The following is a 16,045-nucleotide window of genomic DNA, read 5'->3' as shown; positions in this document are numbered from 1 at the left end:
TAAAAATCAGGGCAACTCAACGGGCTGGACTCACCAACGGCTCGTTGAGTTGTTGATGGATGGGCGGTTTTGGCAGATTGATCTCGATCAACGGAATCCGAATCTGCACCCAGGTGCCTCCGCCGTCCGGCAGGTTCGATACGTTGATGGTGCCGCTCATCAATCCCGCCCGTTCGTTGATGCTTCGCAGTCCTTTTCCCTGTGGAAACTGTTCCGGATCGAAGCCCAAACCGTCGTCACGGACGCTCAGTTTCAGGAACTTCCGGTTTTCGTCGACCATAAACCGGATGGTGGCTTCACTGGCCTGGGCATGTTTCAGAATGTTGGTGACCAGTTCGAGGCAAACGCAGTAGAGATGAAACTTGGCAATCCGGTTCAGTTGCTCTTCCATACCACTCAACTGGAGAACAAAGCTGGTTTTGCCGGCCCGGTTCAGGCTGTTGGTCAGTTGTTGCAGGCTGCTGCCCAGCCCGCGTTCGTCGAGTTCGTCGGGCCAGAAATTATGGGCGATCAGCCGGATGCCGTCGTAGGCGTCCTGTACGGATTGCAGCAGCGAATGCAGGGCCGAACGGTCGATAATGGGCTGTTTGTCAGGGTTATTGAGTTCGCTCAGGCGGGTGCGGATGCTAAACAGGACGCTGCCCAACTGGTCGTGTAATTCGTCGGCCACCCGGCGCCGTTCCTGAATCTGTCCGGCAATGAGGGCTTCTTCCATTTCTATTTTTTTGCGAATCTCCTGTTCGTAAGCGGCCAGTTCGGCGATTTCGCGTTGGCGTTTCATCTGCCGGACCGACCGTCGTTCATTCCGGATGTAGTCGGCCAGCCCCACCGACATGAACGTAAATTCCAGCAGCGAACCAATGTTCTGGGAATAGTGAATCAGAAGACCGGTTCCGGGAATGATGCCGACCCGGTTGAGCACAAAGAGCGCAAAACCGAGGGAGTAACACATGGAAGCAATGACATAAAATTTCGAGGATGTCTGCCCCTGCCGCCACGTCAGCACCCCGGCTACAAACATGCCGATGACCAGCGGACAGGAACTCATCAGGGCCACAAACTGGAGTGACAACGGCAGCAATTCGAGCAGATTGATCCCGACCAGGATCACGCTCAGGCCACACAGAATCCAGAGGGTGAAATACAGGCGGGGAGTCGTTTGCCGCAGGTTCAGCGCCCGGGAATAAAAAACGATAAACGTAAAAAACACGCCCAGCGAAAACAACCCCAGACCGTGTTCGGCCAGCCAGGTCGAGTTGGGCCAGAGGTAGCGGATGCCGATGTTACTCCCCCGGCAGGCTTCGTAAAACAGGTAGGAAAGCAGGTAAAACGCCAGGTAGAGGTAGCTGATAATCCGGGTAAAGAGCCAGATGACGAGGTGATACAGCAGCATCAGACACAACGTTCCCCAGTAAAAGCCCCACAGCAGGGTAGCCACCTGGGCATGGGCCTGAAATCCCTTTTCTTCCCAGATGATGAGCGGGAAGTAGCTGTGAAGCTGGCGGTTGTCGATGTGGACATAAACGCTATACGGTTCTCCGGGCCGGAGCGGCAGCGGAAAGACGTAGGTATTCGACGAAATCGGTCGGCTGTTGCGCCCCAGGGCATCGCCCGCCCGGAAGCGGGTTATTTTGCCGTTGCGGTCGATTAGGTAGAGATCGATTTCCCTGATGTTACCAAAGCCGACTTCGAACAGGTAGCGGCTTTCCGGCCGAACGTCCTGATTCAAAAGCTGAAAGTGGAACCAGTAGCTGCTGTTGGCAAAAACCAGGTTGGGGGTTTCCTGCAAACTGGGTTGAAAAAGGCGGGCCAGTGCGGGTTTGCATACATCGTTGATCGTCAGATGATCCAGGGTGTCGGCCAGAAAATCCACCCGCCGTCCCAGGCTGTATTTCGGTTGCGATGCCGACAGCAGAACCGGAAGGCTGGCGTAGACGTCTGCCGCACGAATGCTGATAACGAGGACGAGCAGAAGAAACCGGAAAGGCATACGATCAGGCTGAAAAGAGGATTCTACGTCTTTGAATGCCAGAAGTTTACGCAGAATTACCCATTCCCTCCAACTAAATGCTGTAAAATCATGGCAGGCTTGAGTACAAATAGCAGAAAGTGGGTATTTTTTGAAAGGAAGCTTTTCCCGTAGTTAAAAAAAAATTAATGGAACCGATAACCTTGAAACCGTAGACAGAATAGATGGTCAAACGCTTCGGACGGGGCGGAAAACCATAAACTATTTTTCGGTATGAAGTCATTTGTCACCTTTCGCAATCGGACCGGAATCACGGTCGCCTGTGTCGCCGGTCTGCTTACACTGTTCTCCTGCAACACGACACGAGAACCGGTTTATCAGGGCAGTTATCAGGAAGCCAATGCGTTCGTCGGCCAGTATGCCGGTCTGCTCATGAACCAGTATTACCCGAATACGGGCCGCGATTACCAGGGCATCACCCACCAGTGGAATTACGACCCGAACACCCGTCGCTACACCATCGACATGACCTCGACCTGGGTGGGGCGGGGGTGCTGGATTTGCGACGAGTGCCAGGTGGAAGCCCGGGGGTATCTCTACGTCAACGACGATGGCACCCAGCCCCAGTTTAAAATGGAGCGCGTGAACGACTGTGCGCTGGGCCACGATTTGCAGGGGCTGATGATTGGCACCCTGATCAACGTGGCGGCTGATGAACTGAGCAAAGGGAATTAATAGGTTTCTTTCAAAAAAATAAGCATGAGCATTCACAACTCTTCCGCTAAGTATCATTCTTTTGCATTACACACTGGTTTTTGGGTAAAATTCTCTGAAGGAATACTCGATGAAATCGAAAAAGTCGAAGGTGTTACAGGTGCTTACATCGGGGGCGATGATTGGGTATCCGTCGATTACGATCCGAATTATGACCTTATTCAACTCCAGCAACGTCTTAAAATCGTCGTTGATGAATACACGGCAAAATATAATCCTAATTGGCCCTATGAGTCCTGGTAAATAAGAGAGCTAATGCACTAGGCAACGTCGATTTTTACTTTGTTTGTGACTCTTAAGGATTATGTTTGAAATGGCTATTTTTAGGATCAAAATTCGTTATCAGACCCACCAATGAAATACTTTCTATTCCTGTTTTTGTGGAGTTTTTCTTCCTTGCAAGCCCAACGGGCATTTAAGCCCATTGCAAGTACTAGCCAACCGCAAAAGGGTCGCCTGGCTCTGGTGATTGGCAACTCTACTTACCCCGGACAGGCACTCCCCAATGCCGCCAACGACGCCCAGGACATGGCCGCCACACTGCGGCAGTTGGGCTTTGAGGTGATCCTCAAACTGAACCTCAACCAAACCGAACTGGAAACCGTGGTGTCCGGGTTTACCCAGCGGCTGAAAAATTACGAGGTGGGCCTGTTTTATTTTGCCGGACACGGTTTTGAAGCTGGCGACAACCTGAATTATCTCATGTCGGTCGAGGTGCGAAGCGATCTGAATGAAACCCTGGCCAAGCGAAAATCCCTCTGCCTCAACGACGTGATGAGCAGCATGAAGGAGGCCAATAGCCATACCAATATTCTGCTGGTTGACGCGTGCCGGAACAATCCCTTCCGGGGGTGGGATCGGAATACGGCTTCCGGCCTGGGAGCCGTCAATGCGCCCAGCGGCACGATTGCCTTTTTTGCGGCCTCGCCCGGCCAGACAGCCAGCGAAAACGCGGGGCAGCGGAACGGTCTCTTTACGCAGGAATTGCTCAAGCAACTGCGTCAACCCAATCTGGAGCTGATCAGTATTTTTAAAAATACCGCCCGGGCGGTGAAAGTGAAAAACACCCGCCAAACTCCCTATCAGGCCGGTTTTATTACGGATGATTTTTATTTTAAACGGACTGAGAGCCCGACAACACTCGCCAGGCAGCAAGAGCCTGCCAAACCGGTCGTGGACTTAGAACCAATTGCGATGGTGAGCGTAGCCGAAGGAAGTTTTTTGATGGGGAACAATACAAATGATTGGGAGAAACCCATTCACCGTGTGACGCTCAGTAGTTTTCGGATGGCGAAGTTTGAAACGACCGTGGCCGAGTTTGAACGCTTTGTCGAAGCGACCGAACACAAGACAGACGCCGAGAAAGGTGAGGGAAGCTATATTAATGATGGTAAACTTAAACCCGGAGTGAATTGGCGATGCGATGCGGAGGGAAAAATTCGTCCTCGTTCGGAATATAACCATCCGGTCATTCACGTGAGTTGGAACGATGCGGTGGCCTATTGCGAATGGCTGACGCTCAAGACGGGCAGAACCTATCGGTTACCGACCGAGGCCGAATGGGAATATGCGGCCCGGGGTGGTCAGCAAAGTCGCGGAACTCTCTACGCTGGTAGCAATGAATTTAAGGAGGTGGGTTGGATTACCATCGATAAAGCCAAGCAAGCCACTCGCGCCGTGGGTCTAATGAAGGCCAATGAATTGGGTCTATATGATATGAGTTGGAATGTAGACGAATGGTGCAGTGATTTTTATGAAAGAGACTACTACGCCAGCAGTCCCGACAATAACCCAACAGGTTCGACTACGGGGTCTGTCCGCATACTACGTGGCGGTAGCTATGGCGACAATGCCTATGATCCACGTTCAGCCAGAGTAGCGCATCGCTTCTTTGCCCCGCCCAATTTAAGCAGTTGCCACCATGGCTTCCGAGTCGTGTCTGTTCCGTAAACTGGGGAGACAGCCCGGCATACCAAAAATTTACCAATCTTGAAAACCGACCCTCACAGCCACTCCCAGGCACTCTGATACGCATCGAGTTTTTCGGAATAGGCAATGAAGTCGGCATAAAACGGCAGACTCGCCAGCGTGGCACTGTCGCCCACAATGACTAATTTCTTCCGCGCCCGCGTCATGGCGACGTTCATCCGGCGAATGTCGGCCAGAAAACCGATTTCGCCGTCGGCATTGCTCCGGGTCATGGAAATGTAGACAATGTCGCGCTCCTGCCCCTGAAAACTGTCGATGGTGTTGACCGCAATCTTTCCCAGATACGGCTGTAAATCAGGTGCGTGGGTCAGTTGCTCATTCAGCACGGCAAGCTGTTGTTTATAGGGCGAAATAATCGCAATGCTCGGGAAATTCTGCGGACTGTAAAACGGCCCCAGCTCGGCCACCAACTGCGTTAAGTGCTTCATCAGCAAAGCGGCTTCCTCCGGATTGGTGGAACTGGTGCCTTCCAGTTTCTCGTCAAAACCGCAGCCCGCCGTGTCGATAAACCGCAGCGCACTGTCGCCGGGAAACAGCGAATGAGCCGCCACCGACGCGTGCGCTTTGAGGAGATTCGCATAAAAAACCTGCGACGAGTAGCCCATGATGTGCGTGTGCATCCGGTATTGTTCTTCCAGTACACTGACCGCTTCGGGATGCAGCGCCACGCCTTTTTCGAGCAAAGTTGTGCTCAGGCCTTTCCGCGCGGCTTCATTCGATTTGATCGTCGGCGACAACTGGCAGTGATCACCGGCCAGCACCACCTTTTGCGCTTTCAGAATTGGAATCCAGCAGGCGGGTTCCAGGGCCTGCCCGGCTTCGTCGATGACCACGGTATAGAACGTCAGGTTCCGGATCATGTACTGGTTGGAACCGACGAGTGTGGCCGTAATCACCTGCGCTTTGGCCACCAGATCGTCGATGATGTACTGCTCCGTGTTTCCCACCTCCTTCATAATCCGGTGAGCCTCATCAAACAGAGCTTTTCGTTGATCGCGCTCGGCTTTGCCAAAATTCCGCTTGTACTTATGCGCCATGTTTTTAAACTCATTCGCCTGCTTTTTTAGTTTTTTGGCCTCTTTCATCAGGTGGTGCTCTGCCATTTTGTGGTCCAGCGTAAGCGCCATCAACCGCTCCGAAACGCGCGCCGGATTGCCCACCCGCAATACGTTCAGCCCCTGTTCGTGCAATTTTTCACTCAACAGATCGACCGCCGTGTTGCTGGGTGCAACCACCAGGATTTTCCGGTTATCCTGTTTCAGCAGGGCTTTGATGGCCTGCACCAGCGTGGTGGTTTTGCCGGTTCCCGGAGGGCCGTGAACAATCGCCAGTTCGTTGGCGGCCCGGATTTTTTCAACTGCCCGGTTTTGGCTTTCATTCAATTGCGGAATCGGTAGCGGAGGTAAATCGGTCTGAAAGGTGGGCGACGACTGGCCGGTCAGGATCTTCACCAGGCGGTGTTGCGGCCCTTCGCTCAGCGAATTCGCCAGCTTGAGCGCGTCCTGCATTTCGTCGTAGCTCTTGTCGTCGAAAAGCAGTTCAACGCCCAGTTTTCCATCCCGCGACCAGTCGGGCAGTTCGTCGGTCAGCAGGGTAATTTTGAGCCGATTGCCGCTCTGGTGGGAAATTGTGCCTTCGATCCGGTCGTTTTTCGGATCGTGGTTGCTGAAAAATACGGCGGGCATGCCCGACCGGAATTGGTGCGAAACATCCTGGTGCGTGGTCCGTTCCACTTCCACCGTCAGGTAGTCGCCCCGACTCATTTCGGAACCCCGGATGGCGATGGGATACCAAGTCAGGCCGTTGGCCCGGCGTTCGGCAACGGAAGTGCTTTCCGTCTGTCGGCGGTATTGATTGCGATCTTCTTCCCGTTCAATTTTTAAGACGTCAAGAAGATTTTTAAAGTAATCCATTCCCAAAAGTAGTGCATATTCGGCCGGGCAAAAAACGGGTGCGGTTTTCACGCGTCAAAACCAGTCCGGCGGTTTATTCCCGAACAATAAGCTGATACGGAATAATCACTTTTTCGGGCGTGTAGTGCTGCGGGTCTTCAATGGCCGGAAGTAGAAGCTGGATGGCTTTGGTGCCCATTTCGTACGGAAACTGCTCGATGGAGGCAATCGGAGGCTGTTCGAGGTACGAGCAGAACGGCAGATTGGAAAAGCTGACAAAATGAATGTCCTGATTGATAACCAGACCCCGCTGGCGACACACCTGCATGGCATCCAGGGCCACGTAATCGTTGAAAGCCAGAATGGCCTGCGGAGGCTCATCGAGATCGAGCAGCTCGTTCATTTTTTTGGCGGTGTCCTCTTTGGTCAGGTTGACACTTCGCACATAGGGCCGGCTGATGGCAATACCGTGTTTGTTCAGAACCGTCACATAACCCTTCAGTCGCTCATCCGTAGCCTGCAGGGTGCCGGGGCCGTTCAGCAAGGCGATTTTGGTAAGTCCGCGCGCAACCAGGTATTCGACGGCTTCGATGGCGCCCGCCGTCAGATCGACATACACGCAACTGTTGGGCATATTTTTGGCAACCCGGTCAAAAAAGACGATGGGGATTCCGTGTTTGTTTACCTCCAGAAAGTGGCTGTTATTCTGGGTTTCGGAAGCCAGCGACACAATGATGCCATCGATCCCGTGTTTAACCAGGTTGCTGATTGCCAGCCGTTCGCGCTCGTAATCATTGCGCGACTGCATCACCACCACGCTGTACCCTTTGCCGATGGCAACGTCTTCGATGGCCGAGATGGCCATCGAAAAAAACTGCTCCGTTAGCGCGGGCAACACCACGCCGATGTTGTACGTGCGCCGTCGCTTCAGGTTAATGGCCGTTGGGTTGGGAACGTAATCGAGTTGTTTCGCCAGTTCATGAACCCGCTCCCGTGTACGAAGTCCGATGCTGGGATGATTTTGCAAAGCCCGCGACACCGTAGATACGGTTACGCCCAGTTGCCGGGCAATTTCTTTCATGGTTGTTGCGTGAACCATAAGCCGTGTGGATGACGATTGCCCCTTTTAAACCGGGCTATTTCAGAATATGACAAAAACCACACAACCGATTGCGTACCGGTACGCAATCGGTTGTGTACCAAATTCGACGCTATAAGTTCCCATATAAAATTTTGATCCCCATAGGAATCTCCTACTTTTGTTTTGAATAAAAGTAACCAGGTGTTATAAAATTTTACAGCTTCGGTAATCAGACTGACTGTAACCTACACCCGGCGATCTTTTACTGGATAAACCGGAAACCGGCTATTCTGTTGGCCATGAACCACCCGTTGAATCGAAGAAATTTTATAAAAGATGAACAAACGACTGACATACGGGTGGATCGGGTGGTTGCTTTTAGGAACGTTATCCGCTCTCGGGCAGGGCGTCGAAAACCTTCGTCTGATGGATTACCGGCCGAAGTCTATTTACCGAATTCCGAAAACAACGGTTACTAAAGCCAAATATCCGGTAATTGACGTGCATTCCCACGATTTTTTGATGAAGTCAGGGGCTGACCTCGGCGGATGGGTCCGGTTGATGGACCAGTACGGCATTAAAAAGACCATCGTGCTCACGATGTCGACGGGCGCCCGCTTTGATTCGCTGGTGGCCAAATACAAAAGGTATCCCAATCGGTTCGATCTCTGGTGCGGTTTTGATTTTACGGGTTACAACAACGATCCTACCTGGACCGATCACGCCATCAAAGAGTTGGAACGGTGTCAGAAAATGGGTGCAAAAGGCATTGGCGAAGTGGGCGATAAAGGATTGGGCCTGTTTTATGACCGCCCGACCCGCGCCTACGGAATGCACATTGACGATCCGCGGATGAAACCGCTGCTGAAGCGCTGTGGCGAACTGGGCATGCCAATCAATATTCACGTCGCGGAATCGTACTGGATGTATCAGAAAGTGGATTCGACCAACGACGGACTGATCAATGCCGCCAAGTGGCACGTCTATCTGAACCAGCCTGATATCCTGAACCATGAGCAGATGATCAGCACGCTCGAACACGCCGTTCGGGACAATCCCGGTACAACGTTTATTGCCTGCCATTTGGCCAATTGCGATTACGACCTGTCGATTCTGGGAAAGATGTTCGACCAATACCCGAATCTGTACGCCGATATTTCTGCCCGCTACGGCGAAACCGCTACGATTCCGCGCTACATGAAGAAATTTTATGAGCAATACCAGGACCGGCTTTTGTACGGAACGGACATGGGCATCGACGATCACATGTACCAGACCACGTTCCGGATCCTGCAAACCGCCGATGAACACTTTTACGAAGTGGAACACTATTACTACCACTGGCCTCTGCACGGTTTTGATCTGAGCGATCAGGTGTTGAAAAAAGTATACAGCGAAAACGCCGAAAAACTGCTGTATCGTAAAAAACGCTGACCAATCCGGTTTTACAGGTTTCATTCTATCCCGACAATCCAATGATTGCCCGATTCGTCGTGCGCGCTAAATCAGTAACCTTTATAAACAACATACATATGAAACGTCACAAACGGTATGCCTTCTGGCTGCTGGCAATGCCCCTGGCCTCCTGTTTTCAACTGGTCGATCACCGGCCCGACACGGAAGGTCCCGCCCGAAAATTCAGGATACCAGCCGCCAACGTCAGCACACCGGCTGCGGTCGATGGAGTCAATGTGAAAGGCAATGTCGTCGATGGAAGCCTGTCGACCCGCTGGTCGGGCGAAGGCAATCCGCAGTACATTACGCTGAACCTCGGCCAACCCGGAAAAATCGATTACATCCAGATGGGCTTTCATACGTCGGGCAGCGCCACGCGCACCTCGTCCTTCGATGTCGCGGTTTCGGGCGACAGCCTGAACTGGACCACGGTGCTGGCCAACCAGCGGAGTGCGCCCGGCAATACGGATCTGCAAAAATTTGATTTTCCGGATATCGAAGGGAAATATCTGCGGATTACGGGGTACGGAAACAACCAGAGTGCCTGGAATAGTTACACCGAAATTGAAGCCTGGGGGTGGGGACCAACGGTCGAAATACCCGCCGATACCAGCACGGGAGAACCTCCCTACCAGGCGGGAACGCTCGATGTGATCGGTGACTGGGAAACCGGCGATGCCAGCCAGTGGGACGGCATTTCGGCCGGGAGCGTGGCCGATCAGTTTGCTGCGGTGACTTCACCGGTTCGGCAGGGCACGTTTGCAGCCCGGTTTACGGTGCGGCCGGGCGATAAAGTCCGGAAGGCCAACGGGACTTACACCAGCGGTGAGCGGGCCGAAGCAACGCTCTGGAATTATCAGCGCGAAACCCTCAATGACGAGTATTACTACGGCTGGTCGACCCTGTTTCCGGAAGACTGGACCGAACCGAAGCAGTGGGGTATTTTCATGCAGTGGCACGCCCACACGCCCATTTCGCCCCCTGTTGCGTTCAGCGCCCGGGCCAACAGTGTGCGGGTGGAGGTCAGTACGGGCAGCATCGTGAATGCGTATCCAACGGAATTTGAAAAATCGTATCCCATCCTGACCGATCTGCACAAGGGCCAGTGGAATGATTTCATTGTCCGGATCAAATTCCGGCCGGATGCGACCGGTATTCTGGAAGTGTGGCACAAACTCAAATCCGAAAGCACGTTTAAAAAAGTATTGTCGCTGACCAACATTCCCACCCTGCAATGGACGTCCAACCTGGCCCAACTGGAGACGAATTACCAGATACCGTTCAAAAAAGACGGCGTCGATGGCTACACCACGGGCTGCTACGTCCAGCACGGTTTGTATCGGCAGGATACACCGACGGTGGAGAACGGAGGAAACATCAACGTTCTCTACCAGGATAACTGGTGCCGGGGTACTTCGTTCAGCGCCGTCAAAGCGCGTTTCAACTAAGGAAAACGAAACCGTATTTGTCAGGTAGTAATTCATCCGGGCAGTTTTTCCTGGACGGATTACGCCCGAAAAACAAATGCGTATAGTATATACCGTTAGAGAAAACTATTTTTCTTTTCATGCATTTCTCTATGTTATCTTCTGAAATCATTACGTCAGCGCCCGGTCGGATTTGCCTCTTTGGCGAACACCAGGATTATTTAGGATTACCGGTTATTGCGGCTGCCATTTCGCGACGGGTCCAGGTTTCCGGGCGGTTGCGGCCGGATCGTCAGGTGATTATTCACATGCCTGATACCAGCGAACGGGCGGAGTTCGAGCTGGAAAACGTGATTTCCTACCAGCACGCCCGGGAGTATTTCAAGAGTGCGCTGAATCGGTTGGTGCAGAAGGGGTACTCCTTTCCCACCGGTTTTGAGGTGACCATTCGTGGAAACATTCCCATCAATTCCGGCACTTCCAGTTCGTCGGCTCTGGTGGTTGCCTGGATCAACTGGTTGTTGACCAGCACCAGACAGGGAACTGGCGTCACGCAGGCTGAAATCGGGGAGCTGGCCTATGAAGCGGAGGTGCTGGAGTTTGGCGAACCCGGTGGCAGGATGGACCATTACGCCACCGCCGTCGGCGAAGTGATGTACCTGGAATCGCAGCCAGCGATTCACCTGGAACGTTTCCAGCCCGGTCTGGGCGCGTTTGTGCTGGGCGATTCGCTGGAACCCAAAGACACGATCGGGATTCTGAAACACGTCAAATACGGAATGCTGGAAGCTATTCGGAAAATTAGGCAACAGGAGCCGCATTTTTCACTGGCGACGGTTTTGCAGGAAACCGCCCCGGACTACCGGAAGCTGCTGACTGACCCGGAATTCAGGCTGTTGAAAAGCAACCTGTCCGACCGCGACGTGCTGCAGGAAGCCCTGACGATGTTTCGTACTGACCGTATCCACCACCAGCGACTGGGTGAACTCCTGAATACGCATCAGGACAATCTGCGCGATCACAAACAGGTTTCGACGCCCAAAATCAACCGGATGATCGAAGCATCCCTGAAAGCCGGAGCCTATGGTGCCAAGATCAACGGGTCCGGGGGCGGAGGCTGCATGTTTGCCTACGCCCCCGAAAACCCCGAAGCCGTCGCCGAAGCCATTGAACGGGCGGGCGGAAAAGCCTACCGGATTCAGGTCGATACCGGCACAACGGTTCAATACGAATCACACCCTGTTTCTGTACGTTTATGAAAAAGAGATTGTTAATTCTGGCGGGCGGCATGTCGTCCCGCATGAAAAAAGCCACTAACGTGGTACTCGACGACCAGTTGATTGAACAGGCCAATACCTTGACAAAAGGCATGATTGGCGTGGGTCGGTCCGGAAAATCCCTGCTGGATTACCAGATCATGAATGCGCAGGAAGCCGGGATGGACGAAGTGTTGCTGCTGTTGCACCCCGACGATGCGGTGACGCAGCCGTACTATGAATCCCGGCAATTGCAGGGCGACCTGGGGACGCTGGCGGTGCGATTTTCCCGCCAATACATCGCGTCGGACCGGACGCGACCGGCGGGGACAGCCGATGCGGTTTGGCAGGCACTCCAGCAGCATCCGGATTGGCAGGAGGGACGTTTAATCGTCTGCAATAGCGATAACCTCTACTCTGTCAGGGCGTTAACCCAGCTGTGGGAATGCGCGACGCCGAACGCGCTGATCAGTTACGACCGCGACGCGCTGGGTTTTCCGGAGGAGCGAATCAAATCTTTTGCGCTGATGAAAACCGACCCGGCCGGTTATCTTCTCGAAATCATTGAAAAACCGACGGAGGAAGAAGTAGCGGCAATTCGGCAGACGCAGGGCCGGTTGGGCGTCAGCATGAACGCGTTTGTTTTTGATGCCGAATCCGTTTTGCCCTATCTGGAAAAAACCCCTTTCAATCCCCTTCGGAACGAAAAAGAATTGCCAACGACCGTCAGCCTGATGGCCCACGATCAACCGAAAAGCGTCGGAACCGTACCGTTGGCGGAAGTAGTCCCTGATCTGACCAGTAAACACGACATTGCGATTGTACAGGCGTATTTAGCCAGCAGTTTCCCGGTTTAAGCATCCCCAATTTATGATCTCTGAACGTAGTCAACGAACGATCCGGCCGGAAGTGCGGTCGTTCGAGAAGGTTCCGACGGCCCTTTATGCCTCGGCAGACGAAGCTTCGCGGGCGGTTGCGGAAGAAATCGCGGCCCTCATCCGGCAAAAACAAAGCGAAGGTGCGTCGGCTGTGTTGGGTCTGGCAACGGGTTCGACCCCCAAAAAAGTATACGCCGAACTGATCCGGATGCACCGCCAGGAAGGGCTTAGTTTTCGAAACGTCATCACCTTTAATCTGGACGAATACTATTCACTCGGGCCGGATGCCCTGCAAAGCTACCACCGGTTTATGCGGGAACAATTGTTCGATCAGATTGATATTGATCCGGCCCATTGCCACATTCCCGACGGCACCCTGCCGATTCAGGAGGTGTACCAATTCTGTCTGCAGTACGAGCAGCACATCCGTGAGTTGGGCGGTCTGGATTTTCAGTTGCTGGGCATCGGGCGGAATGGCCACATCGGGTTCAACGAGCCGGGTTCGCACGTCAACTCCCACACCCGCCTGATGACGCTGGATCAGACCACCCGCGCCGATGCCGCTACCGAATTTGGGGGTTTGGCCAATGTGCCCCGCAAAGCCATTACGCTGGGAATCCGGGCCATCATGCAGGCCAAACGGGTGGTGTTGCTGGCCTGGGGCGAACACAAAGCCGCTATCGTGCAGCAGGCCGTGGAAGGGCCGGTCACGGAAAGTGTTCCGGCTTCGTATTTGCAGGGTCACACCAATGTGGCGTTTGTGCTGGATGTGTCCTGTGCCGCCAGCCTGACCCGCCAGAAGACGCCCTGGCTGGTCGATGCGGTCGAGTGGTCTCCGCAGATGATCAAAAAAGCGGTGACACACCTGGCGTTGTCACTTGGAAAACCGGTTTTGAAACTGACCAATCAGGATTATAATCAACACGGTTTGAGCGACTTGCTGGCACTTTACGGGCAGGCTTATGACATTAACATTACGGTTTTCAATGGCTTGCAACAGACGATCACCGGCTGGCCGGGTGGCAAACCCAATGCTGATGACCGCAACCGCCCCGAACGCGCCAACCCCGCCCGCAAACGGGTTCTGATTTTTAGTCCGCACCCCGACGACGATATTATCTCAATGGGCGGCACGTTTCAGCGACTGGTCGATCAGGGGCATGAGGTCCACGTGGCCTACCAGACGTCCGGGAATATTGCCGTCGCCGATGACGAAGCCTACCGGTTTATGGAATTTGTAGCCGATTTCAACCGGCAGTTCGGCATCGAATCTGAGGAAGCAACCGCCATTTTTACGTATTCACGCCATTTCTTACAAAACAAAAAAACATCCGAAAAGGACTCTGAATTCGTTCGGCGCGTCAAAGGGCTGATTCGCCGGGGAGAAGCCAAGGCCACCTGCCGGTTTGTGGGCATTCCGGCCGAACAAATTCACTTTCTGGATTTGCCCTTTTACGAAACCGGTCTTGTTCAGAAAAAACCGCTGAGCGAAACCGACTACCGGATCGTGGCTGAACTGATTGAAACCGTGAAGCCGCACCAGATCTTTGCCGCCGGTGATCTGGCCGATCCGCACGGGACGCACAAAGTGTGTCTGGATGCGGTTTTTGAAGCCGTTAACCGCTTAAACAACGAACCTTTCATGCAACAGTGCTGGCTGTGGCTGTATAAAGGTGCGTGGGACGAGTGGGATATTGACCTGATCGAAATGGCCGTTCCGATGTCGCCCGATCAGGTGATGCGGAAGCGGCTGGGGATTTTCAAACACCAGTCGCAGAAAGATGGGGTTGTTTTTCAGGGCAGCGATTCCCGCGAATTCTGGCAGCGTGCCGAGGACCGGAACCGCACCACGGCCCGGCTGTATAACCAGCTTGGACTCGCCGAGTACGAAGCGATGGAAGCCTTCGTGCGCTGGTATTTTTAAGAAAAAAAGCCTGGAATAGCGTATCAGAAGCAAAGCTGGTGGGATCAGGCTTTGCTTTTTTATTGACTGAAATCGATGTTACTCAGGTAAGAATCAAGGTTTTCGCGGGTAACAATACTGAGTGGTAAATAGCGCAGGGCGGGAATGGGTTTTTGAAAAACCAGGTAATCCGTCAAATACGAAATGCCGAGAAAGCCCTGCCGATCTGAGTTCTGGTGAATCAGACTGTTGATCGTGCCACTCCGCAAATAGGTCAGGTTGTCGTCGATCAGGTCATAGCCAATCAGGCAAACGTGCGTCTTGCCCAATTTCTCCAGCGTTCGGGCAATCTCGTAGGCTTTGGACGTTGTGACGTAAATCCCTTTGGTGTGCGGGTGCGTTTCCAGCGTTTGCGCCAGAGAGTTTTCAAAATCCGGACTTGTCGGGCTGGCAAGCTGAACGGTTATGACTTCGAAATGATTTCGCCCTTTTTGCGCCATAAATTCCCGAAAACCGGTTTCTTTCGCACCGATGTGCACCGAATTTTGCACCTGTTCGCCGATGTGTGTCACCAGAATGGTACCGGGCGACGCCATCATCGCCATCAGTTCAGCCGCCACGCGACCGCTCTGGTGCAGGTCCTGTCCAATAAACGACAGCATCGCCAGTTCATTGATGTGCGTATTGAAGCACACGAGCGGAATCTGGTTGGTCTGACAGGCTTCTGCAAAGGCAAGGGCTTCCTGCCGAAGCGTCGGAGCCAGCAAAATGCCGTCCGGCTGCCATTCCAGGGCTTTCCGGGCCTGCTCGCGGAACGAATCTCCCGAATATGGATCGAACAGATACTCCGAGACGGCGACTCCAAACTGGTTATGCTCCGAATACGCCTGCCGGATGCCGAGGATCGAACTCCGCCAGAACGGGTCCAGATCGGCATCGGGCAGCAGCACGGCCAGGCGTTGGGTTTTGGAGGAGCTTAGCGTTCGGGCAATCAGGTTCGGTTTGTAATTGATCTGCTCCAGTACTTCCAGCACTTTTTTGAGCGCATCTTCCGACACTTTCCCCCGGTTGTGAATCACGCGGTCGACCGTGCCCATCGAGACGTTCGCCATCTCTGCGATGTCTTTGATCCGTATAATTTTCGTCATGGTATTCTCCTCTGATGCCACAAAGATACAATCCTAAACCCGTCACCTGTCAATTATTATCAGGGAAGGAGCGTTGACGGTTTTTCATTTTTTATGCAAAATAGTAAATCTGCCAAATATTCGCGTGTTTACGTACACATACGCAGTGTGTACGTAAACATTTTTTAAAAAATGCTTGCATTGTATAATTTTATCGCTTTATTTTGGTTAAGAAAGTTACTGAACGCTGATCGCCGTAAATCAGCGAATGTCCGATCCGGTAATCCGATCGCC

Annotated in this window: 12 protein-coding genes; 8 read left to right on the top strand and 4 right to left on the bottom strand. The window is 53.2% G+C overall.

The window, feature by feature from the left end; genetic code table 11:
- Nucleotides 1–16: 16 nt before the first annotated feature.
- Nucleotides 17–1,990, bottom strand: coding sequence for a sensor histidine kinase (locus tag F0P93_RS20595; protein WP_150879433.1), 1,974 nt, complete (start codon nucleotides 1,988–1,990; stop codon nucleotides 17–19).
- Nucleotides 1,991–2,242: 252 nt separating this feature from the next.
- Here F0P93_RS20595 and F0P93_RS20590 point away from each other — a divergent pair, with 252 nt between their 5' ends.
- From F0P93_RS20590 to F0P93_RS20580, 3 genes are all read left to right on the top strand, one after another.
- Complete coding sequence (locus F0P93_RS20590; RefSeq protein ID WP_150879432.1) at nucleotides 2,243–2,704, top strand: hypothetical protein; 462 nt, start codon at nucleotides 2,243–2,245, stop codon at nucleotides 2,702–2,704.
- 24 nt (nucleotides 2,705–2,728) lie between these two features.
- Entirely contained in the window at nucleotides 2,729–2,986 is a 258-nt protein-coding gene (locus F0P93_RS20585; protein WP_150879431.1) for a hypothetical protein, read from the top strand.
- Between the two features lie 111 nt (nucleotides 2,987–3,097).
- The gene (locus F0P93_RS20580) at nucleotides 3,098–4,693 is read left to right on the top strand and encodes an SUMF1/EgtB/PvdO family nonheme iron enzyme (protein ID WP_150879430.1); all 1,596 of its coding nucleotides are present in this window, start codon (nucleotides 3,098–3,100) and stop codon (nucleotides 4,691–4,693) included.
- A gap of 53 nt (nucleotides 4,694–4,746) precedes the next feature.
- Here the strand turns inward: F0P93_RS20580 and F0P93_RS20575 are convergent, their stop codons facing one another.
- A complete protein-coding gene (locus F0P93_RS20575; protein WP_150879808.1) occupies nucleotides 4,747–6,645 on the bottom strand; it encodes an AAA domain-containing protein in 1,899 nt (632 codons plus the stop codon).
- 73 nt (nucleotides 6,646–6,718) lie between these two features.
- Nucleotides 6,719–7,723 carry a LacI family DNA-binding transcriptional regulator gene (locus F0P93_RS20570; protein ID WP_150879429.1) on the bottom strand — a complete coding sequence of 335 codons (1,005 nt, stop codon included), beginning with the start codon at nucleotides 7,721–7,723 and terminating at the stop codon, nucleotides 6,719–6,721.
- A gap of 318 nt (nucleotides 7,724–8,041) precedes the next feature.
- Here F0P93_RS20570 and F0P93_RS20565 point away from each other — a divergent pair, with 318 nt between their 5' ends.
- The 5 genes from F0P93_RS20565 (at nucleotide 8,042) to nagB (ending at nucleotide 14,645) form a co-directional block, all read left to right on the top strand.
- The gene (locus F0P93_RS20565; protein WP_150879428.1) at nucleotides 8,042–9,139 is read left to right on the top strand and encodes an amidohydrolase family protein; all 1,098 of its coding nucleotides are present in this window, start codon (nucleotides 8,042–8,044) and stop codon (nucleotides 9,137–9,139) included.
- Between the two features lie 98 nt (nucleotides 9,140–9,237).
- Entirely contained in the window at nucleotides 9,238–10,608 is a 1,371-nt protein-coding gene (locus F0P93_RS20560; protein ID WP_191908873.1) for a heparin lyase I family protein, read from the top strand.
- A 131-nt stretch (nucleotides 10,609–10,739) separates the two neighbouring features.
- Nucleotides 10,740–11,846: a GHMP family kinase ATP-binding protein gene (locus tag F0P93_RS20555; RefSeq protein ID WP_225309572.1), complete on the top strand. Its 1,107-nt coding sequence runs from the start codon at nucleotides 10,740–10,742 to the stop codon at nucleotides 11,844–11,846.
- Nucleotides 11,843–12,700 (top strand): sugar phosphate nucleotidyltransferase, encoded by an 858-nt coding sequence (locus tag F0P93_RS20550; protein WP_150879425.1) that lies wholly within the window; start codon nucleotides 11,843–11,845, stop codon nucleotides 12,698–12,700. Before F0P93_RS20555 ends, F0P93_RS20550 begins: the two co-directional genes overlap by 4 nt.
- Nucleotides 12,701–12,713: 13 nt before the next feature.
- On the top strand, nucleotides 12,714–14,645 hold the full coding sequence (gene nagB, locus F0P93_RS20545; protein ID WP_150879424.1) for a glucosamine-6-phosphate deaminase: 1,932 nt from the start codon (nucleotides 12,714–12,716) through the stop codon (nucleotides 14,643–14,645).
- Between the two features lie 59 nt (nucleotides 14,646–14,704).
- Here the strand turns inward: nagB and F0P93_RS20540 are convergent, their stop codons facing one another.
- The gene (locus tag F0P93_RS20540; protein WP_150879423.1) at nucleotides 14,705–15,772 is read right to left on the bottom strand and encodes a LacI family DNA-binding transcriptional regulator; all 1,068 of its coding nucleotides are present in this window, start codon (nucleotides 15,770–15,772) and stop codon (nucleotides 14,705–14,707) included.
- Nucleotides 15,773–16,045: the final 273 nt, after the last annotated feature.

The organism is Larkinella humicola (genome assembly GCF_008727875.1).
In the GTDB taxonomy this organism is placed as follows: Bacteria; Bacteroidota; Bacteroidia; order Cytophagales; family Spirosomataceae; genus Larkinella; species Larkinella humicola.
The sequence above is the reverse complement of the archived record's forward strand: the minus strand, read 5'-3'. Positions and strand labels throughout refer to the sequence as shown.